Below are 24,616 nucleotides of genomic sequence, written 5' to 3'. Positions count from 1 at the left end.
TCCATGCCCCAAAGATTGTCCCCCGAGAGACCTCCGACGGGAGGTCTGGGATGGTTGCATCGTGGGGGAACTATTCCAGGCCGCGAGCCGTGACGGGAACCCGCCCCCCGAAAGTGACGAAGCTGGTGCACGGTGTCAGCGGGTCCGTGACGTTCATCTCCTTGCCGTGTCCAGGGGCCGGACAGGGCACGGCCCTCAGGCCCGTACCGGCTACCGTGAAAAGCACCATGATCTCTACGCACTCGGCCGAAGAGGACATCCCCACTCTGCTGGTGAAGATCTTCGGCAAGGACCGGCCCGGCCTCACCGCCGGGCTCTTCGAGACCCTGGCCGCCTTCGCGGTGGACGTCATCGACATCGAGCAGGTCGTCACCCGCGGCAGGATCACGCTGTGCGCGCTGGTGACCGCGCCGCCGGGGGGCTCCGGGCCCGGCTCGGAGGGCGAGCTGCGGGCCACCGTGCACACCTGGGCGGGATCGGCGCGGCTCCAGGCCGAGATCATCTCGGGTATCGGTGACAACCCCTCGCGCGGCCGCGGCCGGTCCCATGTGACCGTCCTCGGCAATCCGCTGACCGCCGATGTGGCGGCGGCCATCGCGGCGCGGATAACGGTCGCGGGCGGCAACATCGACCGGATCAACCGGCTGGCGAAGTACCCCGTGACGGCTGTGGAGTTCGACGTGTCCGGGGTGCCGACCGAGCGGCTGCGGACCGAGCTGGCCGCGGAGGCGGCGGCGCGGGCGGTCGATGTGGCGGTGGTGGCCTCGGGGCTGCACCGGCGGGCGCCGCGGCTGGTGGTGATGGACGTGGACTCCACGCTCATCCAGGACGAGGTGATCGAGCTGTTCGCGGCCCACGCGGGCTGCGAGCCGGAGGTCGCGGCGGTCACGGCCGCGGCGATGCGCGGCGAGCTGGACTTCGAGCAGTCGCTGCACGCCCGGGTGGCGCTGCTGGCGGGGCTGGACGAGTCGGTGGTGGACAAGGTCCGCGCCGAGGTGCGGCTGACGCCGGGGGCGCGGACGTTGATCCGGACGCTGAAACGTCTCGGCTGCCAGGTCGGCGTGGTCTCCGGCGGCTTCACCCAGGTGACCGACGCGCTGCGGGTCCGTCTGGGGCTTGACTTCGCCGCGGCCAACACGCTGGAGATCGTGGACGGCAAGCTGACCGGCCGGGTCACCGGGGAGATCGTGGACCGGGCGGGCAAGGCGCGGCTGCTGCGGCGCTTCGCCGCCGAGGCGGGGGTGCCGCTGTCGCGGACGGTGGCGATCGGCGACGGCGCCAACGACATGGACATGCTGAACGCGGCCGGGTTCGGTGTGGCGTTCAACGCCAAGCCCGTGGTGCGGGAGGCGGCGCACACCGCGGTGACCGTTCCGTTCCTGGACACGGTGCTCTACCTGCTGGGGATCACCCGGGAGGAAGTCGAGGCCGCGGACGCGCAGGGCTGACCCGGCCCGCGCGGCGGGCCGCCGTCGCGGTGTCCGTCACGCCTCGTGCGGGGTCCAGAAGGCGACGAGGTCGGCCACGTTGTGCTCCACGGACTTCCAGCCGCCGGTGAGGGACAGGACGGCGACGCCCGAGGTGGGGAAGCCGCCGCGGTTCATCCGGGCCAGGGTGTCGCCCTCGGCCCGGCCCGCGAGGGCGTCGGCCAGGCCGTGGATCGCGGGGTTGTGGCCGACGATCAGGAGGTCCCTGATCTCGTCGTCGACGCCGTTGATCACGGCGATCAGCTCGCCGACGGACGCCTCGTACAGCCGCTCGTCGTAGACGGTCCTGGGGCGACGGGGCAGCTCGGGGGCGAACAGCTTCCAGGTCTCGCGTGCGCGGACGGCGGTGGAGCAGAGGGTCAGCTCGGGGTTGATGCCGGATTCGGCCAGCCGGCGTCCGGCCACGGGGGCGTCCTTCCGGCCCCGCTCGGCGAGCGGCCGGTCGTGATCGGGCACCTCGGGCCAGTCGGCCTTGGCGTGTCGGAGGAGAACGATCCTGCGGGGAACTTCGACGCTCATGTGCCCCAGCTTCGCACGAAAGATGCCGTGTGGCGCGGGGGGTTGGGAATCGGGCACCCGGTCAGGAGGTCCAGGTCCGCCAAACGTGGTCGACCAGCTCGGTGACGGGCTGGCGGTCGCTCGCGGCGTGGGTGCCGGTGCCGGAGAACTGGAGCGTCAGGAGGGCGGCGAAGGCGATCGCCGGGAGGGCGAGGATCCACCAGCGGACGCGGATCTCCGTCGCGGATCGGGGGGTGCGAGCGGCCATGGGGGTCTCCGTCCGTCGCGTCGGACCGTCGTATCGACGAACCTACGGACCCGGCGCCGCGCGGCCCATCCGGTGACCCACCCAGTGGGCCCTGATCCTGGCCCCCTAGGGGACGGTGGGGTTACCCCCACCCCCGGGTCAGGGCGCGGCGATGGTGGCGACGATCGCGATGAGCACGGTGATGGCGAGCATGGCGCCCAGGACGAGGAGCAGCTTGCGCTGGCCGCCGGTCGGGTTGGGGTCGAGGACTGGCATGGGAGGGATTCTCCCACTCACCGGTCGTCCTCGACGCACCGGTCCCGCCCGGCGCGGACGCCGACCGCGATCTGCGCGACCATCAGCGCGGCCATCAGGGCGAGCGGCGCGTGCCAGCCGCCGGTGGCCTCGTTGAGCGCGCCGACCAGCAGCGGGCCGGGGACGCAGAGGAGGTAGCCGGTGCTCTGGGCGAAGGCGGAGAGCCGGACCACGCCGGTGGCGGTCCTGGCCCGCAGCCCGATCAGGGTGAGGGCGACGGGGAAGGCGCAGTTCGACACGCCCAGCAGCACGGCCCAGAGCCAGGCGCCGCCGGCGGGCGCCCACCACAGGCCCGCGTAGCCGGCCAGGCCGCAGGCGCCGAGCAGCGCCACCAGCGGTCCCTGGTGGCGCAGCCGGACCGCCAGCCGTGGCAGGACGAAGCCGAGGGGGGCGCCGACGCCCATGATCACGGCGAGCAGCAGCCCGGCGGTGGTGGCGGAGACGCCCGCGTCGCGGAAGATCTGCGGGGCCCAGCCGAGGGTGACGTAGGCGGCGGTGGCCTGGAGGCCGAAGAAGAGCGCGAGCGCCCGGGCGGTGCCCGAACGGGCCAGGGAACGCGGCACCGCCGCCTCCGGTGCCGGGCGCGGCACGGGAACGCGGCCCGCCGTCCGGTCGCGCCCGGCGTACCGGTCGGTGCTGTTCCGGGCGGGGTCGTGCCGGTCGCGGCGGAGGACGGCCAGCCAGGGCAGCACGGCCACGGCCGCGGCGGCGGCCCACACGCCGAGGCCGAGGCGCCAGTTGCCGCCCGAGGCGTCGGTGACGGGGATGGTGAGCGCGGCGGCGCAGGCGGTGCCGAGCGCGAAGGCCATGGCGTACAGGCCGGTGATCGGGCCGGCCCGGTCGTCGGCGAAGTACCGCTTGACGAGGACCGGCATCAGCACGTTCCCGACGGCTATGCCGGCCAGCGCCAGCGCGGTGGTCGCCAGGAACAGGGGGGTGGAGCCGGCCAGCGAGCGCAGCGCGAGGCCCGCGCTGACGGCCGCCAGGCCGGCCACCACGACGGCGACCGGGCCGAAGCGGGCGGCGAGCCGGGGCGCGGCGACGCCGAACAGTCCGAAGCACAGCGCGGGCACGGAGGTCAGCAGCCCGGCCACGGCGCCGCTCATGCCGAGGTCGGCGCGGACCTCGGCGAGGACCGGGCCCAGTCCGGCGATGGCGGGCCGGAGGTTGAACGCCGCCAGGATCAGCCCGGCCGTGACGAGCCACGGCGCCGCGCCGCGCCGGGGGGCCGCCGCGGGGGGAATCTGTCGGAGAGTACGGTCGTCCTTCGTCAACTCCATGAACATCATCATAGAATCATGGGATGAATCCCTCCGTCGAGGGATGCGGAGATCCCGGGAGAGTTATGTCACTGACCGCGCCCCGCCGTTCCGCCCTGGCCGATCAGGTGATCGGCCAGTTGCGCCACGAGATCACGTCCGGCGCCTGGCCCGTGGGCTCGCGCATCCCGACCGAGCCGGAACTGGTCGAGCAGCTCGGCGTCGCCCGGAACACCGTGCGCGAAGCGATCCGCGCCCTGGCCCACAACGGCCTGCTGGACATCCGGCAGGGCTCGGGTACGTATGTGATCGCCACCAGCGAGCTGGCCGGGGTGATGCACCGCCGCTTCGCGGAGGCGGAGCCGCGCGACATCGCCGAGGTGCGCAGCACCCTGGAGGCCGCGGCCGGGCGGCTGGCCGCGCTGCGGCGCACGCCGGGCGAGCTGCGGCAGTTGGACAAGCTGCTCGCGGGGCGGGACGCGGCATGGGCGGCGGGGGACGTGGGGCAGTTCGTGGCGGCGGACGTGGCGTTCCACATGGCGGTCGTCAGGGCGTCGCACAACGAGGTGCTGACCGCCCTCTACGCCGACCTGGGCACGGTGGTGAGCGAGTCGCTGCGGCAGGGCGTCGGCGACGAGCTGCGGCCGGACGGCCATGTGGACCACTCGCGGCTGGTCGCGGCGATCCGCGCCTCGGACGCGGACACGGCGGCGGCGGAGGCGGGCTCGTACGCGCTGGTCTGCCACGCCGTCGCCCCGCGCGCCGGCGCCTGATCGACGGCGGGGCACGCGGGGCGGGCGGAGGTTCGCGGGGTCAGGCGCCGATCGCGTGGACCCCGCCGTCGACGTGGACGATCTCGCCCGTCGTCTTGGGGAACCAGTCCGACAACAGCGCCACCACGCCGCGCGCCGCGGGCTCCGGGTCGTTCAGGTCCCAGCCGATCGGCGCGCGGGTGTTCCACACGTCGGCCAGCTCCTCGAAGCCGGGGATCGACTTGGCGGCCATCGACTTGATCGGCCCGGCCGAGACGAGGTTGACCCGGATGTTCTTCTCGCCGAGGTCCCGCGCGAGGTAGCGCGACGTGGACTCCAGGGCGGCCTTGGCCACGCCCATCCAGTCGTACTTCGGCCACGCCACCTGGGCGTCGAAGTCCATGCCGACGACCGAGCCGCCGCGCGGCTCCATGAGCGGCAGCAGCGCCATCGTCAGCGACTTCAGCGAGTACGCCGAGACCTCGACCGCGGTGGCGACCGACTCCCAGGGGGCGTTCAGGAAGTTGCCGCCGAGGGCGTCCTGCGGCGCGAACGCGACGGAGTGCACCACGCCGTCCAGGCCGATGCCCTCGCCGAAGTGCGCGGAGACGCGGTCGGCGAGGGTGTCCAGGTGCTCCTGGTTCTGCACGTCCAGCTCGATGACGGGCACCGGCTTCGGCAGCCGCTTGGCGATCCGCTCCACGAGGCTCATCCGGCCGAAGCCGGTGAGCAGCACCTCGGCGCCCTCCTGCTGCGCCAGCTTGGCGGTGTGGAAGGCGATCGAGGATTCCAGCAGCACGCCGGTGACGAGGACGCGCTTTCCGGCCAGCAGTCCGCTCATGTTCAGTGCCCCATGCCCAATCCGCCGTCAACGGGGATGACGGCTCCAGTGATGTACGCGGCCTCGTCGGAGGCCAGGAAGCGCACCGCGGCGGCGACTTCCTCCGCCTGGGCGTAACGCCCGAGCGGGACCTGCGCGACGATCTCCGCGCGCCGCTCCTCGCCCAGCGCCCGGGTCATCTCGGTGTCGACGAAGCCGGGGGCGACGACGTTGCAGGTGATGTTCCGGGACCCCAGCTCGCGGGCGACCGAACGCGCGAAGCCGACCAGACCCGCCTTGGCCGCCGCGTAGTTGGTCTGGCCCGCCGAGCCCAGCAGGCCGACGACGGAGGAGATCAGCACGATACGGCCCGCGCGGGCGCGCAGCATGCCGCGCGAGGCGGCCTTCACGACGCGGAACGTGCCCGTCAGGTTCGTGTCGAGGACGGCGGTGAAGTCCTCCTCGCTCATGCGCAGCAGCAGTTGGTCGCGGGTGATGCCGGCGTTGGCGACCAGCACCTCGACCCGGCCGTGCGCGGCCTCGATCTCCTTGTACGCCTGGTCGACCTGCTCCTGGTCGGTGATGTCGCACTTCACCGGCAGGCAGCCCAGCTCGGTGAGCTCCTTGGGAGGTTCACCGGTGCGGTAGGTGATGGCGACCTTGTCGCCGCCCTCGGCGAGGGCACGGGCGATGGCCATACCGATCCCGCGGTTGCCTCCCGTGACGAGTACCGAGCGGCTCAAGGGACCACCTTCTCTCTGCGTTGTGCGTCGATGTCTCCGCGTCGTGCGCTTCGCACAAACGCTATCCGGCCCGTCACGGCGATGAGAAGCGGGTCCGTCACAGGGGGCCCGGCGCGGCCCTGTGGAGTCCCGACAGAACGCGCGGAGCCAGGACCCGGCACCGGCGACGGAACGTCGGGGTGGCGCGACTGGGCGTCAGCGACTCGTCCGTGCCCCGCCGGAAGACTCGCGGCGTGTCACGGAACAGGTCCGGGCCCGCGAGAAGAAGGAGTTCACATGATCACCAGGAAAGCCGTCATCGGCATGCTCGCCCCCTGCGCGATAGCGCTCGGATTCGCCGCCGGAACGGTGAGCCTGGCGGCCCCGGCCCACGCCACCGCCAACGAGTGCTTGGCCTATCTGATGGTCCAGGGCTACGACGACCCCGACACGGCCTTGCAGAAGACGTGCCGGGGCACTGCGGACGGCCATATCTCCCATGCCAACTGTGTCGACAGGCTTCACAAGTCGTATGGGGTGCGGGAAGGCGACGCGACCGTCGCCTGCGCGCTCGCGGTCCGCTAGCCGACCAGGGGGTCTGCCGGTCCGGGACGGTCCCGGGCCGTTCCCCCTCAGTACGGCCGCCGCGTCACCGCCTCCGGCGGGAAGTGTTCGGCGCCGTGGACCGTCGTGGGTGTTCCGCGGATCGTGATGCTGAGGTCCGGGATCGGGCGGAACGGGGTGAGGTCCACCGCCTGGGGGCGAGTGAGGAGGATCGTGACATGCCGGAGACCGGGCAACACCTCGGGCACCCGGGACAGATCGGTTTCCCGCTGGGTGCGGAGGGTGAGGTCCCGGACGCGGTCGATCCGTGAGGAGCACGTCATCAGGCTCCGGCATGTCTCGGCGTCCAGCGCGAGGCTTCCGAGCCGGGGCAGGGCGGACAGTTCCCCGGCCTCCTCCTCCGTCAGGCGACGCTCGGCGAGGGCGAGCCGGGAAAGGCCGGTCCAGCGCCGCACGCCCACCAGCGAGACATCGGCGCACGCCGCGCGGAGAGTGAGTTCCTCCAGCTCCGCGTTCAGCGGCAGCGCGGCGAGGTCCCGGTACGTGTGCGTGAGCCCCGGCAGACCGAGTTCGAGGCGCTTGAGTGCGGTGCAGCCGACCAGCCCCCGCAGATCGATCCGCTCGCATCGCAGGATCGCCAGCGACTCGACCGGGGCCTCGTCGAGCGCGGTGATGTCCACCAGGCTCGGACATCGTTCGATCCTCACCGTCGTCAGGCGGTCACAGCCACGAAGGAACTCCAGATGCCACAGGAGGTTGTTCTGCTCAAGGTGCAGACGAACGAGGTTCCCCGGATGGAACGGTGAGAGGACCGGGGCCGGAAGGGGGTGATTGCCGTGAATCCACAGTTCGGTGGGCACTCGCACATGCGGCAGCTCCCTTGCCTCCTCGGCGGACTCCACCATCAGAACCGGCAGACGGCGTACATGGGCGAGGACTTCGTGGGCGTACTCGCCCCTGTCGAAGTCCTGCCAGCCGTGGGCGAGAGCGACCAGCGCGACTTCCTGCGTGCATTCCCGGAACCTCTTCAGGAACGCCAGAGCGGCGTCGCCGCCCACCTGGAGCGCGGTGACCACCACCGCGTGGGCCTCGTCCTCCGACAAGCCCTCGGGGCCGGGCAGGAGGTCGAGAATGACCGGTCCCGCGTTCGCGAGTACGCGAGCCTCCGCCACGGAACGCGGGGGGATGAGGGCTTCGGTGCGGGTCTCGACCTCCCGGCGTGCGTCCGGGGCGAGTTCGGGGGCGTAGGCCAGGCAGGCCGTGGCCAGCACGTAGAGACGGTTCCGGACGTCCACACTGGCCGTGTTGCGGTCGCCCCGGGCGATCAGGCGGCGGAGGAGGTTGGCGGCCTCCTCGGGGGAGGCGTGGGCGACGGCCATGCGGATCACGTCCTCCCAGCGGGTGTCGTGGGCGTGGCCGGCCAGGACGCCGAAGTGGCGGGAGTCGATCGCGGCCTTGGCCGCGAGGTAGTCCTGGAAGGTGCGGTGGACGAAGTCGATCGTGGTGTCGTCCAGGGCACGCAACAGGCCGCTGCGCGCGACCAGATGCCGCAGGACCTCCTCGGCGTTCCCCTGTCGCGCGACGTCCGGCATGGCGGGCAGGGCCTCGTCGATGAGGTGCAGCGCGTCCGAACGGTCCATCTCCGCCTGGCCGTTCTGGACCATCCAGTAGGCCAGGCGTTGCAGGAGGCGGACGGTCTGGCGCTCACCGATCTCCAGGTTCTCCACGGCGCGGATGTCGCGTTCGCGGTCGCGCCGGTTCAGCAGCATGGCGAGGGCCGCCGCGTACAAGTCCATGCGGCCATGGGGCAGATGGCCGTGCCGGTCGCGGTGCAGGGCACAGACCAGCGCGCACAGCAGCGGGGTGGTGGTCATCTGCGCCAGGCCGCGCTGGGAGCGGACGGCGTCCTTGAGCTTCTCCTCCAGCTCGGCCAGGTAGGCGCGTTCCTCGTCCCCGGCGTCCGCGGCGGCGGCGCTGTGCCAGCGGGTGAGGAACACGGAGACGTCCCGGGGCGCCATGGGCTGGACGGTCAGTTCGGTGAAGTGCGAGTCCGCGAGCCAGCCTTCGGGCACGGCGGACGGGCGGGTCGTCACCAGGAAGTGGCTGTCGGGGTAGGCGGCCAGCAGATCGCGCAGCCACCCGGAGGTGCGGGCCCGCTGGTGCTGGGGGACCTCGTCCACGCCGTCGACGAGGACGAGACCGCGGCCGGCGGCGAGCACACCGTCGGCCCAGCCGGGCGGCTGGGCGGCGGCCAGCGGGCAGTTGACCGCGGCGAGGTAGCCCTCGGGGGCGGGCAGCGTCTCGGCCCGGACGAGGGTGCGCAGGCGCAGCACGAACGGCACGCAGCCGCGCAGATGGTCCAGTTCGTCCGGCAGGTCCCCGCGTGCGGCGCCAACGGCCAGCCAGTGCAGCAGCGTTGTCTTGCCGCTGCCCGCGAGTCCCCGGACCAGGACCCGCTGGTAGCCCGCCAGCGCCTGTTCGGCCCTGGCCGCGCGTGCCATGGCCGGGCGGCCGTCGAACGTTCCTCCCGCGAGTTCCAGGCTCAAGTAGGCGGCGTCCAGGGGCCAGTGGGAGCGTTCGGGGCGGGCCAGGTCGAGGCCGATGACGGACAGCTTGCCGAACCGGTGCGCCACGTACTCCCGGTACCGGTTCTCGAACCGTGTCACCGGGTCCTCGGCGGCCTTCGCCGGGGGCAGGGACGCGCGGCGGAGTTCGAGCAACGGCCGGGGGTTGGCGCCCAGCGCGATGCACAGCGCGCTGATCGTGTCCACGCTGGGGACCTTCGGGCCGTTGAGGGCCTGGCTGACCGTCGTCCGGCCCAGCCCCGCCCGGCCGGGGAGGGCGGTCATCGGGATGCGGCGGGCCGCGCGCAGGCGGCGGAGCGTGTCTTTGAGCTCTTCGAGTGCCGCCGCCCGGTGCCCGTCCCCCTGCATCCGTTCATTTTCGTTCAGGCCGAACGGCGGCGCACCGGGTTCGGCGCATCTTCCCGGCATGACTTCCTCACTGGCTCTCTTCCTCTTCGCCGTCCAGGCCGCCGTGCTGTTCGCGCTCCTGATCGGTGCCGTCGCCGGGCTGCTCGCCGCCGTGGGCGGGGCGACCGTGCCGCAGGCGATCGCGCGGGGCGGCGCCGCGTTCGGGGTGGCGCTCACCGTGCTGGCGGCGCTGCTCGGCATCGCAGTCCAGGTCACGGGGACCCAGGCGGACGTGGCGGACCGTGACGAACGGGGCGGCGAGCACCACGGAAGGCTTGAACTAGGGTGATTCCGCAGTGTGTTGGGAACGACGACACAGGTCACGGGGAGTGGGCGCATGGTGCGGTGGGGGCTGATCGTGGAGGAAGTCGTCAGTTGGGGACAAGGCCAGAGGTGGGGAGCGCGGCTCCTCGCCGAGATGGGCGGGACGCGTGAGGAGGCCCTCGCCGCTCTGTGGCACCACGCGTACAGCTACAAGCCCCGGCACCCCACGTCCCCCCAGGGGCGGCTCGTCTTCCGCGAAGCGGACGGCTTCCTCGTGATCAACAAGGGCGCGACGGCTGACTACCCCTGCCGCTTCAAGATCGCCGAGCTTCTGTGGGACACGTCACGTCAGGGCCCCTGGGGGCAGTGAGCCTCTGTGCGTCCTGGCCGCCGCTCCGCTGCTCGGCCTCGGGGTCCCGGTGGGGTCGCCGTAGGATGAGGCGAACCCGATTCCCCGCATCCACCAGGACAATGACGTGACACGCCTCGGCGCATCCGTGCAGCGCGCTTCCGCGCTGCTGGCTCAGGATCTCTCCTCCGACACCATCGTGCGGCAGTTGCTGGAGGAGACCGGCGCCCGGCGTTATCTGGATCTGACGGACCTCTCCCCCGCCGAGCAGGCCGGGCTGATCGCGTCGCGGGCCGTCGACGTGCTGCCGTCCGTCGAGAAGCTCGCCGAGCGGATCGGGAGCAAGGGCGCCCTGCACATCAAGCTCGGCATCGACCCCACGGCCGTGGACGTCCACCTCGGGCACGCGGTGCCGATCATCGTGCTCAGCCGGTTCCAGCGGATGGGCCACGACGTCACGCTGATCATCGGCGACATCACCGCCAAGATCGGTGACCCGTCGGGCCGGTCCAGCGAGCGCCCGCCGCTCACGGACGAGGACATCGCGCGGAACCTGGCCGGGTACCGGTCGCAGGTGAAGCCGTTCTTCGACTTCGAGCGGGTCCGCGTCCGGCACAACAGCGAGTGGCTGGCCGGGGTCACGCTGCCGAAGCTCATCGGCATCCTCTCCCAGGTGTCGGCGTCCGCGCTGCTCCAGCGCGACGACTTCCGCACCCGTCTGGACGCCGGGCACGGGCTGTCGATGTCGGAGCTGATCTACCCCGTCGCCATGGCCATCGACTCCGCGGAGATCGACGCGGACGTGGAGCTGGGCGGCGCGGACCAGTTGCTCAACATCCAGATGGGCCGCCGCGTGATGGAGATCTACGGCCTGGAGCCGCAGATGATCGTCACCATGCCGCTCATCGAGGGCACGGACGGCTCCGGCGCGAAGATGTCGAAGTCGAAGGGGAACTACGTCGCGCTCTCCTCCCCCGCCGATGACGTGTTCGGCAAGGTCATGTCGGTGCCGGACCGGCTCATGGAGCCCTACCTGCGGGCGTGGACCGAGTGGACCGACACCGAGCTGGCGGCGGTGAGCGCGCGGCTGGCGGACGGCTCGCTGCACCCGATGGACCTGAAGAAGGTCCTGGCCGGCGAGGTCGTCGCCGTGCTGCACGGGGTCGAGGCGGCGATGGCGGCGCGCGCCGGTTTCACCGCGCAGTTCTCGCGGAAGAGTTTCACGGATGTCGCCACGCTGCCCGAGGTCGGTCTGGCCGAGCACGGCGGCGAGGGCATCGCGACGGTGCTCAGCAAGGTCCTGGAGTTCACGCCGAGCGCCTCGGCCGCCCGGCGGCTGGCCAAGCAGAACGGCCTGCGGCTGGTGATGGAGACCGGCGGGGACCAGACCTCCGTCGTGCTGCCGGAGGCGGACGCCCTGCGCCCGCTGGGTGAGGTCGTCGCCGAGCAGCTCGCCTCGGCGGGTGGGACGCCGGACGGGATCTACCTCAAGGCCGGCCGCAAGCTGGCGCTGATCCGGGGCTAGCCTGGAGACGGATGGTGGTGGTGGCGATGGCGATGAGCCTGCGACGCAGGACGGCGACCGGGCCGACGGCGGTCTACCGGATCACCCAGGCCCGGCAGAGCCTGGACGACGATGTGCGCGGGCGGCAGCGCCGCTACGTCATCTCGATGCTGATCCGTACCGTGGCGGTGCTCCTCACGGTCCTGCTGTGGCACGTGAGCACGCCGCTGGCGGCCGTGACGCTGGTGCTGGGCGCGGTGCTGCCATACGTGGCGGTGGTGATCGCCAACGCGGGCCGGGAGAACGTGCCGTCGCTGCCCTCCACGCATCTGCCGGGTGCCGCCCGGCGGTCGCTGCCTCCGGGGGGCCCGGTTCCGGCACCCGAAACCGACGCCTGACACCAAGCTCGATGATCACAAATGGAGTTGCGAGTTCCGGCGCGCCGGAGCGGCGTCAAGGTCAGGAAAAGCCCGGCCCAATTCGGACCTTCGGGTGCATCGGTGGGTGCATTGCATGTCATACTTCAAGAGCGCTCCGTATCCCCCGTCGGAGCGACGGACCGACGCCGGGCGGCTCCCCCCGTGGCTGCCCGGCGTCGCCCTTTGTCCGTGATGATTCTGGAGGGGTTCTGTGCCGGATGTGACGAGCGAATCCCCGCGTGACCCGCTGATCTGCTCGGCGAAGGACTGCCGCCGGACGGCCGGGTGGGTGCTCGCCTGGAACAACCCGAAGCTGCACACGCCGGAGCGCCGCAAGACCTGGCTGGCGTGCGAGGACCACCGCGAGCACCTGTCGAAGTTCCTCGGGCTGCGGGGTTTCCTCAAGGACGTCGTGCCGCTCGCCGAGTGGGAGAAGTCAGCCGCCGATCGCTGACATGGGGCGCCGCGGCTGCACGAACGCCGGGTCGTCCAGACCCGAGCCGGCCTTCTTGCCCCACATCGCGGCCTGCCACCGTCGCGCCATCTCCGCGTCGTCCGCGCCGGACCGCAGGGCGCCGCGCAGGTCGGACTCCTCGCGGGCGAACAGGCACGTGCGGACCTGCCCGTCGGCGGTCAGCCGGGTGCGGTCGCAGGTACGGCAGAACGGGCGGGTGACGGAGGCGATGACGCCGACGCGATGCGGGCCGCCGTCGACCAGCCAGCGTTCGGCCGGGGCCGAGCCGCGTTCGGCGTCGTGCTCCGGAGTGAGGGTGAAACGGGTCCGCAGGGACGCCAGGATGTCCCCGGCGGTGATCATGTCCGCGCGCTGCCAGCCGTGCTGGGCGTCCAACGGCATCTGCTCGATGAACCGCAGCTCGTAGCCCCGCTCGACGGCCCAGGCGAGCAGGTCGGGGGCCTCCGTGTCGTTGAGGCCCGGCATCAGCACCGCGTTGACCTTGACGGGAGTGAGCCCGGCGGCCTTGGCGGCGGCCAGGCCGCGCAGCACGTCGCCGTGGCGCTTGCGGCGGGTGATGCGCTCGAAGACGGCGGGGTCGGTGGTGTCCAGCGAGACGTTGACCCGGTCCAGTCCGGCCGCGCGGAGGGCGGTGGCCGTCCGTTCCAGGCCGATGCCGTTGGTGGTCAGGGAGAGCGTCGGCCGGGGCCTGAGCGCGGCGCAGCGGGCGACGATGCCGACCAGGCCGGGGCGCAGCAGCGGCTCGCCGCCGGTGAACCGGACCTCGGTCACGCCGAGCCGCGTGACGGCTATCCCCACCAGCCGGACGATCTCGTCGTCCGTGAGGAGGTCGGGCTTCGCCAGCCAGGACAGCCCCTCCTCCGGCATGCAGTACGTGCAGCGGAGGTTGCACCTGTCGGTCAGCGAGACCCGCAGGTCGGTGGCGGTCCGCCCGTAGGTGTCGAGCAACATGGGGGGCAGCGTACGCGACGCGCGGCCCGGCCGGGAGTTGATCTAGGGAGGATGGGGTGATATAGGGGCCTTCGCCGTTTCCGACGGTGACTCAACTCCGGCCCGTGGTACGGCCGGTGTCGGTGTGGGCACGTATCCTCGGTGACCATGCTCGAAGACCACCAGGCGGCCGTGGCCCGCGTCCCGGCCCAGCAGTCCGACGCCCGGATCTGGCCGGCGGACTATCCGGACGGTTATGCCGTGGTGGACGTCGAGACGACCGGTCTCGCGCGCGAGGACCGCATCGTGTCCGCCGCGGTCTACCGGCTGACGGCCACCGGCGAGGTCGAGGACCACTGGTACACGACGGTGAACCCGCAGCGCGATCCCGGGCCCACCTGGATCCACGGGCTCACGGCCGCGATGCTCGCGGACGCGCCGCTCTTCCCGGAGATCGCCGGGGAGTTCGCGGAGCGGCTGGCGGGCCGGGTGCTCGTCGCGCACAACGCGATGTTCGACTGGTCGATGATCGCCCGCGAGTTCGCGCGGGCCTCCCTGACCGTGCCCGTCGAGCAGCGGCTGTGCACGATCCTGCTGTCGAAGAAGCTGGAACTGCCGCTGCCGAACCACAAGTTGGAGACGCTGGCCGCGCACTTCGGGGTCACGCAGCGGCGCGCGCACCACGCGCTGGACGACGCCAGGGTGCTGGCCGAGGCGTTCCGGCCGAGCCTGCACCGGGCGGCGGCGCGGGGGCTGCGGCTGCCGCTCCTGGCGTGTCTGCCGATCACCGGGTGGACCCAGTCCCCGGCCGGTGCGGAAGGCGCGGAGCGGGCCGCCCGGACGGCGTGGCGGCCCGGGTGGCGGCAGACGCGGCGGCGCCCGCCGTGCCCGCACCCCAACCCCGGGCGGTACGAGCCGGGCGGGCGGCTGACGCAGGGCATGCGGGTCGCCTTTTCGGGTGACACGTCGGTGGAGCGCGACGTGCTGGAGGACCAGGCCGTCGAGGCGGGGCTGCACGTCGCGACGAGCGTGTCGCGGCGGACGAGCCTGCTGGTGAGCAACGACCCGGGGGCGGCGACCACGAAGGTGGCGCGGGCGCGGGAGTACGGCACGCCGATCCTGGACGAGGCGGCGTTCACCCAGCTCCTGCGCGACGTGGCTCCGGCGGCCCCGGCGGCCGGGGACTGAGACCGCTCCGGTACGGTCGGTGGTTGTGTACCGGTTTCTGCTGACCCGGCAGTGGGTGCTCCTCACCCTCGTCGCCCTGGCCATGATCCCGTGCCTGATCTGGCTGGGTTTCTGGCAGCTCCACCGCCACGAGCAGCGGGTGGAGCGGAACGACCTGATCAGCGACAGCCTGTCCGCCGATCCGGTGCCGATGAGCGAGCTGACGACGCCGGGCGGCGCGCCCGACCCCGACGACCGGTACCGGCCGGTGACGGCGACCGGGGTGTACGACACGGACGCCCAGGTGGTGGTCCGGCAGCGGACGAACGAGAACGGCGAGGTCGGGTACTACGTGCTCACGCCGCTGGTGCAGGCGGACGGCACGGGCGTGGTGGTGAACCGGGGCTTCGTGCCCGCGGGTGACGACTACACGCGGCTGCCGGACGTGGCGGAGCCGCCCCGGGGCGAGGTGACGGTGACCGGGCGGCTGATGGCAGACGAGAGCAGCGGGACGACCGGCATCAGGGACCGTGACGGGCTGCCGGACGGCATGATCATGATGATCGACAGCCAGGAGCGGGCCGAGGCGGCGGGCATGCCGATGCTCGGCGGCTATCTGGAGCTGACGGAGACCTCCCCGGCCCCGGCGGACGCGGACGAGCAGCCGGAGTTGCTGCCGGAGCCGGACCACACGGGGATCGGGTCGCATTTCGCCTACGCGATCCAGTGGTGGATGTTCGCCGGGGGCGTGCCGGTGGGCTGGTTCCTGCTGCTGCGACGCGAGGTCCAGGACACGCGGGCCCGCGAGGCGAAGAAGCCCGGCCGGCCCGGAACGCCCGGCGCTGCCGCCCGGCCCGAGGAGTCGGTGGGGGCGACTTCCGCCGGGTGAGCCCCGGGGGCGTGAGCGCGTAAGCGGGCCCCGTGGCAGGCCCGCCGACGTCAGCCCTGGGGAGCGCCGCACGGAGCGCACCTCCGCGGGGCAAGCCCGTCCGCCACGCGGGGAGCGGGCCCCGGAGAGCGCGCTTCCCGGCGCGGGGACGGGGTGCACTGGGGAAGGCCCGGCAGAGCGGCCGGACACACGGGTCCAGCCCCGAGAGCGGGCCCCCGGAGAGTGCTTACCGACGCGGAGAGGGGCCGTCAGGGGGGAAGGCCCGGCAGAGCGGCCGGACACACGGGTCCAGCCCCGAGAGCGGGCCCCCGGAGAGTGCTTACCGACGCGGAGAGGGGCCGCCAGGGGGGAAGGCCCGGCAGACCGGCCGGACACGCAGGCGCCAGCCGCGCGGTCCACGCGACGGTCGCTGTGCGGAACGGAGGCGGGCCTGCGTAGGTAAGGCACGGCGAGGGCGGGGGGCAGCTTCAGCTCACCCGTGCCGGGGAGCGCTTCCCGGCACGGAGACGCGCCGCCGGGGGGAAGGCCCGGCCGGACACGGGGGCGTGACCCGCGCAGCCCACGGGACGGTCGCCGTGCGGCCTGCTGTGGGGAAGGCGCGGCGAAAGGGCGGGGCGGCTTCAGCGCCCCCGTTCCGGGGTGTGTTTCGTGGCGCGGAGGCGGGCCTCAGTGGGGAAGGCCCGGCAGACCGGCCGGACACGCAGGCGTCAGCCGCGCGGTCCACGGGACAACCGCCGACCGGCTTCGCCCCCCGGGGGCACGCCGCATGGAACGGGCCTCCACGGCAGAGACCGGCGCATCCGCCGGGCACACGGGCGCAGCCCTGGAAGCGGGCTTTCGAGAAGTGTTTCGCGGCGCGGGGACGCGCCACCGGGGGGAAGGCCCGGCCGGACACGGGGGCGTGACCCGCGCAGCCCACGGGACGGTCGCCGTGGGGAAGGCACGGCGGGGCGGCTTCAGCTCACCCGTTCCGGGGTGTGTTTCGTGGCGCGGAGGCGGGCCTCAGTGGGGAGGGCCGGGAGGCCGGCGGAGAGGCGGGCGTGGTCGACCGCTTCGGTGCGCAGGCGGTGGACCAGGGTGGCGGGGCTCGCCTGGGGGGTGAGCAGCAGGCCGATCCTTATGCGGGGGCGGTCGCGGCGGCCGATCAGGGTGACCCGGGCGCGGTCGATGCCCGGCAGGGCTTCCGACTCGGCGGCCACCACGTCCTCCATGGCCCGGCCGCGCAGCAGGGCGCCCACGCCGTCGCCGCTGTCGACCAGGATCTCGGTGAGGCGACGCCTGCGGAGCTGGGCCAGCAGCCACCCCAGTGCGAGCAGCACCAGCAGCGCGAGGCCGCCGATGACCACGGGCCACCACCAGCTCTCGCCGCGCCACTGCGTGCGGTCGGCGTGGGTCAGCAGCACGTCCTCTGGGGCGCGCCAGGACCAGCCGTCCGGCATGTCGACGCCCATCCGGTGGGGCACGTCGAGGGCGGCGACGACGGCCGCGAGGCCGGTGCAGAAGAGGACGAGACCGGTCAGGCCGATCAGGACCCGGTTCACGACGCGCAGCATGGTCTCCGGCTTCTCTTTCTGGCTCAGCGCTTCGGCGGGCGGCGGACGTGCACGCTGAGCGCGGGCTGCCGGGCCAGGCCCAGGTCCCTGATGCCCTGCTCGAGCACGGCGTCGAGGTCGGAGCGGACGACGTCCAGCTCCCTGAAGTGCGCCTCGGTGGAGACGCGGACGCGACGGCGGCCGACCGTGACGCGGACCGTCTGGACACCGGAGACCTCCATGGCCCGCGCCTGGAGCACCATGGCGGCGGCGGACCGTTCTATCCCGGCGCGCATCGCGTCGCTCTCCTGCCGCATCGGCAGCAGGCCGCGCAGCCCCGGGGTGACGGCGAGGGCCATGAGCCAGACGCCGATCAGCATGGCGGCGGCGGCGCCCGAGACGACCCACGGGTCGTCGAACGGGCGGGTGGCCAGCTCGTCGGCGAGCCTGCGGCGCCACTCGGCGGCCGGGCGCTCGGCCCGGACGTTCGCGACGTCGTACAGCAGGAGGCCGGACGCCCCGAGGACGACCGTGCCGACGAGGGTCGCCGGCACCCGGCGCACGGACCAGAACCGGCCGGCGGGCCCGTCGCTCCCGCCGTCCGGGTCGAAACGCGCGGCGGAGGTGGCCTGGGACATGCCGCCCGCCTCGGCCTCGGTCTCCTCCGCCGTCGCCGGGATCTTCTCCAGCGTGGGCGCGCCCGTGCCGTCCTCCGGGTCGTGCGCCGGTTCGCTCACTGGACCCTCCCGGAGGTGGCGTCGCCGTGGAAGTGGGCGGAGTGCAGCCGCTCCACGGCGACCAGCACGTCGGAGGTCTCCATTCCGGCCAACTCCCGGACCTTCTCGGTGATATGACGACGAATGGAGCGGCACTGGGCTCCGATGTCGGAAGGGTAGCCCAGCTCGACGGCGACACGGACGCGCGCGAGGCCGCCCGTGCCGTCGCCGCCGGGCGGGCGGCTGATCACGGCGGTGGCCTGCGGCCCGGCGCCACGGTGGCGCGGCGCCGACGCGTCGGCGTCGCCGCGCAGCGCCTCGCGGGCCGCCTGGGCCGCGAGCTTCGCCACGACGCGTTCGGCGATCCGCGTCACGCCGCGGTCCGCCGGCGGCACCGCGACCGCCGCCGCGCCCGGGTCCGCCACGTCGCTCCCGTCCGCCACGCCGGTCACCGCCGCCGGTGGTCGTCGCGGTCCCGGGGACGGAAGAAGTCACCCGGCTCCAGGTCGCCGTCGGCGAACCGGCCCGCGAAGAACCCGATGGTGCCCAGCGACGCCACCAGCAGGAACGCCCCGAAGCCGCCGAAATACCCGGCGAAGCCCAGCGCCATGCCGGCGATCATGCCGACCACAGCCATGCTCATGATGTGCTCCCGCTCCGCTGCCGGCCGCTACTGCAGCGGAGGCCGCTCGTCGTCGTCCTCTTCGCCCTCGGGCAGATTCACGTCGCCCACGTTGATGTTGACCTCGACGACTTCGAGACCGGTCATCCGCTCGACGGCCGCGATGACGTTCTCCCGTACCGTACGGGAAACATCGGCGATGGAAACGCCGTACTCCACAACGATTTCGAGATCGAGAGCGGTCTGCACCTCACCGACCTCGGCCTTCACGCCGCGCGTCGCGGACTTGCTCGCGCCGGGGACCCGGTCGCGGACCGCGCCGAACGTGCGGGCCAGCCCGCTGCCCATGGCGTGGACGCCGACGACGTCCCGCGCCGCCATGCCCGCGATCTTCGCCACCACTCCGTCCGCGATGGTGGTCCGTCCCCGGGTGGCCGGATCGCCGCTGCCGCGGCGGGCCACCTGACGGCCGGGACCGTCGATGGTGGTGGTGTTCGTCCCCTCCGTGCTGGTCTCGGTCACTTCGCCTTCGCCCCTTTCCTGGCGGCGGTCGGGCCCGCCACCCCAATGCCACCCTAAGTGCCCGCACGGACACTCCACGCGATGGCGCATCCCGAACGGGTGGCGGTGGAACGAACCCCCGTCCGGGCGGTCCATGCGTACGAGATGCTGTGTACCCCACTCCGGACGGTTGATGGCGGCCGGGGTAGACGAAGGTGGGCGGACATGGGTTCGGATCCCCTGTTGCGGGAGGTGCGGCGGCAGTTGGGCCTCGGCCGGCTGCTGCCGCTCGGGCTGCCGGAGGACGGCGCCTGGGTGACGGAGCGCGCGGCGGGCGCGGCGCTGCTGCGGGCGGTGGCGGCGCTGCCCGGTGTGCGGGCCGAGGGGCTGCGGATCGGTCCGGCGGGTGACGGGGGCGAGGCCGTGGTGCCGCCGCCGCCGAGCGCGCTGCCGCCGGGGCCGCTGCGGATCGGGGCGAGCGTCGCGGTGGGCGCGGACCGGCCGCTGACCGACTCCGCCGCCGAGGTGCGGGCGGCGCTGACGGCCGCGGCGGACGAGCGGCTGGGGCTCGATGTGGTGGCCGTCGACGTGGAGGTGAGCGGCCTGCTGCCCCAGGCGCCGCCGCCGGACGTGGCCGCCGCCCCGGAGCCGCCCGCGCCGGGCGTGGGGCCCGCGTCGGGCACGGGCGCGGCGGTGGCGGCGGCGGTGCTGGCCGTTCCCGGCGTGCTGGGCCTGTCCGGCGCGGTGGGCGGCCCGTCGCGCGGCGTGGAGGTCACGGCCGGAGGCGTCCGCGTGCAGCTCACGGCCGACGCGTCGCGCCGCGCCGTGGACGTGGCCCGGGCCGCCGCCTCGGCGGTGACGGCGGTGACGGAGGCCCCGGTGACCGTGCTGATCGGGGAGATCCGCGCACCGGCCTGAGCGGACCGTTACTCGGCGAAGCCGGCCAGGTCGCGGAGGCGGCGGGCCTGGGCGGCTCGTTCCGCCGCGCGCTGGGCGTCGTAGGTGCGCTCCGGGGCCGCGCGCAGCAGGGCCTTCGTCTCGATCAGGGCGTCGCGGGGCGCGGCGATGAGGGCGGCGACCAGGTCGTCGGTCGCGGCGGTGAGGTCGGCGGCGGGGACCACGATGTTGGCCAGGCCGATGCGTTCGGCCTCGGCGGCGTGCACGAAGCGGCCCGTCGCGCAGATCTCCAGGGCGCGGGCGTAGCCCACCAGGGAGACCAGGGGGTGGGTGCCGGTCAGGTCGGGGACCAGGCCGAGGGACGTCTCGCGCATGGAGAACTGGGCGTCGTCGGCACAGACCCGCAGGTCGCAGGCGAGGGCGAGCTGGAATCCGGCGCCCACCGCGTGGCCCTGGACCGCCGCGACGGTCACCAGATCGTTGCGGCGCCACCAGGTGAACGCCTCCTGGTAGGTGGCGATGGTCGCGTCGAGAACGTCGTCGCTCTCACGCGCCAGCTCGATGAAGTTCAGCTCGCCGTCGATGCCTTCGGGCGTGAACGCGCGGCGGTCGAGCCCGGCGGAGAAGGAGGCGCCCTCGGCGCGGAGGACGACGACGCGGACGTCGCCGGGCAGGATCCGGCCGGTCTCGGCCAGGGCCCGCCACAGCGCCGGGGTCTGGGCGTTGCGCTTGGCGCCGTTGGCGAGCGTGACCGTCGCCACGGCCTTGTGGACGGTGACGCGCACGCCGTCCCTGTCGAGCAGGCTCATCGGGGCCCCTCCGTGAGTTACTCAGCGGTAATTTCTGTCCGCAGAGTAACCCGTCGGCGCGCGTCGCGCGTCAGGGGGTCGGGGCGGCCTTCTTGCCGCGCGTGGCGCCGCCACGGCCGCGGAGGGTCACATCGGCCTCGCTGAGCATGCGGTGCACGAAGCCGTACGACCGGCCGGTCTCCTCGGCCAGCGCGCGGATACTCGCGCCCGACTCGTACTTACGCTTCAAATCCGCGGCGAGCTGCTCGCGCGCGGGGCCGGTCACCCGGCTGCCCTTCTTCAGAGTCTCGGCCACCCGTGCCTCCTCATGGAAGTGCGCTCTGGACTCTCATGATCACCCCTATCCATCTTCCTGGCCACCCATTCGTACACGTCCATACGACAAGCGGACCGCAGACTCCGCTTACGGCCGGGGCAAACGGGTCCCCAGCCCCCCGTCCGGGACGGCGAAGGCGCAGGTCAACGCGGTGCCAGGGCGCGCCCCGGCGCCGTCGCGGCGACACGCCGGGATACGTCGGCCCTCACTCAGATGACTGATCAAGCGTGGGCCGAATGATCCACCGGGCATGATCACAAACGACGGACCCCGGGGGGCTCAAGCGAGGGCGACCAGATCGGCGTAGTCGGCGCTCCACAGGTCCTCGACGCCGTCCGGGAGCAGGATGATCCGTTCCGGCTGGAGCGCGTCCACGGCGCCCTCGTCGTGCGTGACGAGGACGACCGCGCCCGTGAAGCCGCGCAGCGCGCCGAGGATCTCCTCGCGGCTGGCGGGGTCGAGGTTGTTGGTCGGCTCGTCCAGCAGCAGCACGTTGGCGGAGGAGACCACCAGGGTCGCCAGCGCCAGGCGGGTCTTCTCGCCGCCGGACAGGACCCCGGCCGGCTTGTCCACGTCGTCGCCGGAGAAGAGGAACGAGCCGAGCGTCTTGCGCACCTCCACCATGTCCAGGTCGGGGGCGGACGACCGCATGTTCTCCAGCACGGTGCGGTCGGGGTCGAGGGTCTCGTGCTCCTGCGCGTAGTACCCCAGCTTCAGGCCGTGGCCGGGCGTGACCTGGCCGGTGTCGGGCTTCTCGACACCGGCGAGCAGCCGCAGCAGCGTCGTCTTGCCCGCGCCGTTGAGGCCGAGGATGACGACGCGGGAGCCCTTGTCGATGGCGAGGGAGACGTCGGTGAAGATCTCCAGCGACCCGTACGACTTGGACAGGCCCTCGGCGGTGAGAGGGGTCTTGCCGCACGGCGCCGGGTCGGGGAAGCGGAGCCGGGCGACCTTGTCGGCCTGGCGCTCGGACTCCAGGCCCGACAGCAGCCGCTCGGCGCGGCGGGCCATGTTCTGCGCGGCGACCGCCTTGGTGGCCTTGGCGCGCATCTTGTCGGCCTGGGCGTTGAGGGCGGCGGCCTTCTTCTCGGCGTTGGCGCGCTCGCGCTTGCGGCGCTTCTCGTCGGCCTCGCGCTGGATCTGGTACTGCTTCCAGCCCATGTTGTAGACGTCGATCTGGGACCGGGCGGCGTCCAGGTAGAACACCTTGTTGACGACGGTCTCGATCAGGGCGATGTCGTGGGAGATGACGACCAGGCCGCCGCGGTAGGTCTTGAGGAAGTCCCGCAGCCAGACGATGGAGTCGGCGTCGAGGTGGTTCGTCGGCTCGTCGAGGAGCAGCGTGTCGGCGTCCGAGAACAGGATGCGGGCCAGCTCGACGCGGCGGCGCTGGCCACCGGAGAGCGTGTGCAGGGGCTGGCCCAGTACCCGGTCGGGCAGGCCGAGGCTGGCGGCGATGGTGGCGGCCTCGGCCTCGGCCGCGTAGCCGCCGCGGGTGAGGAACTCGGTCTCCAGCCGCTCGTACTTCTTCATCGCGCGGTCCTGGACGGCGCCCTGGCCGCTGGCCATGAGCTGCTCGTTCTCGCGCATGCCGCGCAGGACGCTGTCCAGGCCGCGGGCGGCGAGGATGCGGTCGCGGGCGAGGATGTCGAGGTCACCGGTGCGCGGGTCCTGCGGCAGGTAGCCGACCTCTCCGCCGCGGGTGATGGTGCCGGCGGCCGGGGTGCCCTCACCGGCCAGGCACTTGGTCAGGGTGGTCTTGCCGGCGCCGTTGCGGCCGACGAGGCCGATGCGGTCGCCGGTGGCGATGCGGAAGGACGCGGACTCGATGAGGATGCGGGCTCCGGCGCGCAACTCGATGCCGGTGGCGGTGATCATGGACGGACTCCAGAGGCGGGCGGGACTGGACGTACGGGCCTGCGGGCTGCGGGGGTACGTCCGCTAGTGCGCGATGTGCGGTGTGTCCGTGTCCATGCGAAGCATTCTAACGGCGTGGCGCAACGCGTTTTCCGCGCGCGGCCGGGTGCGCGGCGGGGAGCGCGGAGGAGCGGTTGTTCCCTATATACATCTGACGCCGCCCACGAAGTGGATAGGGTAGCTCTTGTCGTGCCCCCCATTCCTGAAGAAACAGATGCCCCTGCCCGTTTGCGCACGAGCCTTTCACATCCACCTAATCAATCCGCATCCTCGACGCCGCCCCCCAGCCCTCCGTCACCGAACTGGTCGACGAGATCCGCGTCTGCGGCCACCCCCGCACCTGGACGGTGCGGGGGTGGCCGCAGACGCGGATCTCGTCGACCAGTTCGGTGACGGAGGGCTGGGGGGCGGCGTCGAGGTGGTCGAGCAGCAGGTGCTCGGCGCCGTGCTCGTGGGCGGCGGAGGCGGTGTCCACCCAGAGCCAGGTGGCCTCGGCGCGGGTGAGGACGTCCAGCGGGTCGTCGGTGGCGTCGCGCGGGTCGCCCGCCTCGTGGTCGGCCAGCCACAGCAGCGCGTACGGGCGCAGGACGGGTTCGGCGGCGGCGGTCCGTATCGCGGGCAGGGCGGGCGCGCCGACGACGCGCAGGGCCTCGAAGGCGAGGCCGCGGATCAGGGCGTCCTCGCCGCGGGCGGCGTCGAGCAGCTCGGTGACGGCCGGGCCGGTGGGGCGGGCGGCGAGCCAGGCGCGGTACTCGGCGCGGGCCGGGCCGGGGGTGAGGCTGGCGCAGCCGCGCAGCATGGCGACGGCGGACTGTTCGATGTTCCCGGCCGGGCTCTGGGCGGCGATGCAGATGTGTTCGAGCTTGGTCCACATGGCCCAGCTCCCCAGCTCGGTGAGGCGGGCCCGTACGGGCTGCCGGCCGCGTGCGTGGGGGGGGAGGGCGCCGACCGAGGCGAGGGCGTCCCGGGCCCAGCCGAGGGGGCGGACGAGTTCGTCGGGGGGGGCCGTCGTTATGCCCCGGGGGTCGTGCGGGTCGGCCGGCCGGGCCGGGTCGGCGGCCGGATCGCGGTCGGCGCGCAGTTCCTTGATGCGCTGGAGGAGCAGGGCGATCAGGCCCGCCGCGGTGACCGGTCCGTCGGAGAGCTGCATCACGGACAGGAGCTGCGGGACGGCGGCGACGACGTCGGCCACCGTGCCGGGGTCGGCGTCCGGTGGCGCGGGGCGGGCCAGGGACCAGGCGTCGAAGAGGGCTACCCAGCCGCGCAGGGCCGCCGTGTCGTCGCGGTGCCAGGCCCGCAGCCGCCAGCCGGCGCGGACCCCGCCGTCGGCGGCGTCGGGGGCCTGCTCGATCAGGCCGGCGAGGCGGGCGCGTCCCCACTGGTCCCGGACCGCGTTCCGGGTCAGGCCGAGGTCCGCCGCGGCCTGGTCGGCGGCGGCCTCCGGCGAGCGGCCGGTGCGCTGCGCCCAGTGGGCGAGGCGGACCGCGTCGGTCAGGAGCGCGCGGGCCTGGCGGGCGAGCTGGTCCTGCGGGGCGACGCCCCGGGGCGGTGGGGCGGGAGTACGTCTGCCGAGGGGCGTGCGCCGGTACGCGGCGGCGCGCTGTTGAGGCGTTTGTGGGACAAGTCGCAACCGGGGCTCACGCGGAGTTCGGGACGTCACGTGAGCAGTTTCA

At 73.1% G+C, this 24,616-nt stretch carries 28 protein-coding genes; 11 read left to right on the top strand and 17 right to left on the bottom strand.

Translation table 11 applies throughout. The annotated features are described in order from the left end of the window. Positions 1-227: 227 nt before the first annotated feature. On the top strand, positions 228-1,448 hold the full coding sequence (gene serB, locus BN2279_RS14330; protein ID WP_059009505.1) for a phosphoserine phosphatase SerB: 1,221 nt from the start codon (positions 228-230) through the stop codon (positions 1,446-1,448). A gap of 36 nt (positions 1,449-1,484) precedes the next feature. Here serB and BN2279_RS14325 read toward each other — a convergent pair whose 3' ends face one another. From BN2279_RS14325 to BN2279_RS14315, 4 genes are all read right to left on the bottom strand, one after another. Further along, positions 1,485-2,006 (bottom strand): SixA phosphatase family protein, encoded by a 522-nt coding sequence (locus BN2279_RS14325; protein ID WP_059009503.1) that lies wholly within the window; start codon positions 2,004-2,006, stop codon positions 1,485-1,487. 61 nt (positions 2,007-2,067) lie between these two features. Further along, entirely contained in the window at positions 2,068-2,253 is a 186-nt protein-coding gene (locus BN2279_RS14320; RefSeq protein WP_059009500.1) for a hypothetical protein, read from the bottom strand. Between the two features lie 138 nt (positions 2,254-2,391). Beyond that, complete coding sequence (locus BN2279_RS31045; RefSeq protein ID WP_267887127.1) at positions 2,392-2,508, bottom strand: SGM_5486 family transporter-associated protein; 117 nt, start codon at positions 2,506-2,508, stop codon at positions 2,392-2,394. Between the two features lie 17 nt (positions 2,509-2,525). Continuing rightward, entirely contained in the window at positions 2,526-3,827 is a 1,302-nt protein-coding gene (locus BN2279_RS14315) for a CynX/NimT family MFS transporter (RefSeq protein ID WP_234347824.1), read from the bottom strand. Positions 3,828-3,892: 65 nt separating this feature from the next. Here BN2279_RS14315 and BN2279_RS14310 point away from each other — a divergent pair, with 65 nt between their 5' ends. Next, positions 3,893-4,579, top strand: a complete 687-nt coding sequence (locus BN2279_RS14310; protein WP_059009497.1) for a FadR/GntR family transcriptional regulator — start codon at positions 3,893-3,895, stop codon at positions 4,577-4,579. Positions 4,580-4,619: 40 nt separating this feature from the next. Here the strand turns inward: BN2279_RS14310 and fabI are convergent, their stop codons facing one another. Together fabI and fabG are read right to left on the bottom strand one after the other, a co-directional pair. Beyond that, positions 4,620-5,399, bottom strand: a complete 780-nt coding sequence (gene fabI / locus BN2279_RS14305) for an enoyl-ACP reductase FabI (RefSeq protein WP_059009495.1) — start codon at positions 5,397-5,399, stop codon at positions 4,620-4,622. 2 nt (positions 5,400-5,401) lie between these two features. Continuing rightward, complete coding sequence (gene fabG / locus BN2279_RS14300) at positions 5,402-6,121, bottom strand: 3-oxoacyl-[acyl-carrier-protein] reductase (protein WP_059009493.1); 720 nt, start codon at positions 6,119-6,121, stop codon at positions 5,402-5,404. A gap of 276 nt (positions 6,122-6,397) precedes the next feature. Between fabG and BN2279_RS14295 the strand changes: the two genes are divergently transcribed. After that, complete coding sequence (locus tag BN2279_RS14295; RefSeq protein ID WP_059009491.1) at positions 6,398-6,685, top strand: hypothetical protein; 288 nt, start codon at positions 6,398-6,400, stop codon at positions 6,683-6,685. Positions 6,686-6,732: 47 nt separating this feature from the next. Here the strand turns inward: BN2279_RS14295 and BN2279_RS14290 are convergent, their stop codons facing one another. Then, on the bottom strand, positions 6,733-9,597 hold the full coding sequence (locus tag BN2279_RS14290; protein ID WP_059009489.1) for an NACHT domain-containing protein: 2,865 nt from the start codon (positions 9,595-9,597) through the stop codon (positions 6,733-6,735). A 58-nt stretch (positions 9,598-9,655) separates the two neighbouring features. On the opposite strand from BN2279_RS14290, the gene BN2279_RS14285 reads away from it, so the two are divergent. The 5 genes from BN2279_RS14285 to BN2279_RS14265 all read left to right on the top strand — a co-directional run bounded on the left by BN2279_RS14285 (position 9,656) and on the right by BN2279_RS14265 (position 12,626). After that, complete coding sequence (locus BN2279_RS14285; RefSeq protein WP_059009487.1) at positions 9,656-9,925, top strand: hypothetical protein; 270 nt, start codon at positions 9,656-9,658, stop codon at positions 9,923-9,925. A 48-nt stretch (positions 9,926-9,973) separates the two neighbouring features. Continuing rightward, entirely contained in the window at positions 9,974-10,270 is a 297-nt protein-coding gene (locus BN2279_RS14280; RefSeq protein WP_059009486.1) for a hypothetical protein, read from the top strand. Between the two features lie 106 nt (positions 10,271-10,376). Then, the gene (gene tyrS, locus BN2279_RS14275; RefSeq protein WP_059009484.1) at positions 10,377-11,774 is read left to right on the top strand and encodes a tyrosine--tRNA ligase; all 1,398 of its coding nucleotides are present in this window, start codon (positions 10,377-10,379) and stop codon (positions 11,772-11,774) included. A gap of 11 nt (positions 11,775-11,785) precedes the next feature. Next, positions 11,786-12,151, top strand: a complete 366-nt coding sequence (locus BN2279_RS14270) for a DUF3099 domain-containing protein (protein WP_234347823.1) — start codon at positions 11,786-11,788, stop codon at positions 12,149-12,151. A 232-nt stretch (positions 12,152-12,383) separates the two neighbouring features. After that, complete coding sequence (locus BN2279_RS14265) at positions 12,384-12,626, top strand: hypothetical protein (protein ID WP_059009482.1); 243 nt, start codon at positions 12,384-12,386, stop codon at positions 12,624-12,626. Here BN2279_RS14265 and moaA read toward each other — a convergent pair. Beyond that, positions 12,609-13,598, bottom strand: a complete 990-nt coding sequence (moaA, locus tag BN2279_RS14260) for a GTP 3',8-cyclase MoaA (RefSeq protein WP_059009480.1) — start codon at positions 13,596-13,598, stop codon at positions 12,609-12,611. The two genes, BN2279_RS14265 and moaA, sit on opposite strands and share 18 nt — an antisense overlap. A gap of 147 nt (positions 13,599-13,745) precedes the next feature. Between moaA and BN2279_RS14255 the strand changes: the two genes are divergently transcribed. Both BN2279_RS14255 and BN2279_RS14250 read left to right on the top strand, forming a co-directional pair. Further along, complete coding sequence (locus BN2279_RS14255) at positions 13,746-14,765, top strand: DEDDh family exonuclease (RefSeq protein WP_059009702.1); 1,020 nt, start codon at positions 13,746-13,748, stop codon at positions 14,763-14,765. A 25-nt stretch (positions 14,766-14,790) separates the two neighbouring features. Continuing rightward, entirely contained in the window at positions 14,791-15,633 is an 843-nt protein-coding gene (locus BN2279_RS14250; protein ID WP_059009478.1) for an SURF1 family cytochrome oxidase biogenesis protein, read from the top strand. Positions 15,634-16,589: 956 nt separating this feature from the next. Here the strand turns inward: BN2279_RS14250 and amaP are convergent. From amaP to BN2279_RS14225, 5 genes are read right to left on the bottom strand one after another with little or no spacing between them, the layout of a single operon-like run. Next, positions 16,590-17,186 carry an alkaline shock response membrane anchor protein AmaP gene (amaP, locus tag BN2279_RS14245; protein WP_059009476.1) on the bottom strand — a complete coding sequence of 199 codons (597 nt, stop codon included), beginning with the start codon at positions 17,184-17,186 and terminating at the stop codon, positions 16,590-16,592. A gap of 23 nt (positions 17,187-17,209) precedes the next feature. Then, entirely contained in the window at positions 17,210-17,902 is a 693-nt protein-coding gene (locus tag BN2279_RS14240) for a DUF6286 domain-containing protein (RefSeq protein WP_059009474.1), read from the bottom strand. Beyond that, a complete protein-coding gene (locus BN2279_RS14235; protein ID WP_234347822.1) occupies positions 17,899-18,324 on the bottom strand; it encodes an Asp23/Gls24 family envelope stress response protein in 426 nt (141 codons plus the stop codon). Before BN2279_RS14235 ends, BN2279_RS14240 begins: the two co-directional genes overlap by 4 nt. Before the next feature lie 5 nt (positions 18,325-18,329). Beyond that, a complete protein-coding gene (locus BN2279_RS14230; protein WP_059009473.1) occupies positions 18,330-18,524 on the bottom strand; it encodes a hypothetical protein in 195 nt (64 codons plus the stop codon). A 27-nt stretch (positions 18,525-18,551) separates the two neighbouring features. Then, the gene (locus BN2279_RS14225) at positions 18,552-18,986 is read right to left on the bottom strand and encodes an Asp23/Gls24 family envelope stress response protein (RefSeq protein ID WP_234347863.1); all 435 of its coding nucleotides are present in this window, start codon (positions 18,984-18,986) and stop codon (positions 18,552-18,554) included. A gap of 243 nt (positions 18,987-19,229) precedes the next feature. Between BN2279_RS14225 and BN2279_RS14220 the strand changes: the two genes are divergently transcribed. Continuing rightward, positions 19,230-19,922, top strand: a complete 693-nt coding sequence (locus BN2279_RS14220) for a hypothetical protein (RefSeq protein WP_059009469.1) — start codon at positions 19,230-19,232, stop codon at positions 19,920-19,922. 8 nt (positions 19,923-19,930) lie between these two features. Here BN2279_RS14220 and BN2279_RS14215 read toward each other — a convergent pair whose 3' ends face one another. From BN2279_RS14215 to BN2279_RS14200, 4 genes are all read right to left on the bottom strand, one after another. Further along, positions 19,931-20,710 carry an enoyl-CoA hydratase/isomerase family protein gene (locus tag BN2279_RS14215; protein ID WP_059009467.1) on the bottom strand — a complete coding sequence of 260 codons (780 nt, stop codon included), beginning with the start codon at positions 20,708-20,710 and terminating at the stop codon, positions 19,931-19,933. Between the two features lie 70 nt (positions 20,711-20,780). Continuing rightward, the gene (locus tag BN2279_RS14210) at positions 20,781-21,005 is read right to left on the bottom strand and encodes a helix-turn-helix domain-containing protein (protein WP_059009466.1); all 225 of its coding nucleotides are present in this window, start codon (positions 21,003-21,005) and stop codon (positions 20,781-20,783) included. A 300-nt stretch (positions 21,006-21,305) separates the two neighbouring features. Continuing rightward, positions 21,306-22,904 (bottom strand): ABC-F family ATP-binding cassette domain-containing protein, encoded by a 1,599-nt coding sequence (locus BN2279_RS14205; protein WP_059009464.1) that lies wholly within the window; start codon positions 22,902-22,904, stop codon positions 21,306-21,308. Between the two features lie 292 nt (positions 22,905-23,196). Then, entirely contained in the window at positions 23,197-24,603 is a 1,407-nt protein-coding gene (locus BN2279_RS14200) for a hypothetical protein (RefSeq protein WP_159037221.1), read from the bottom strand. Positions 24,604-24,616 lie beyond the last annotated feature (13 nt).

This window comes from Streptomyces specialis (genome assembly GCF_001493375.1).
GTDB classification, from domain to species: Bacteria; Actinomycetota; Actinomycetes; order Streptomycetales; family Streptomycetaceae; genus Streptomyces; species Streptomyces specialis.
Note: the sequence above shows the minus strand (reverse complement) of the source record. Positions and strands in the feature narration are given on the sequence as shown.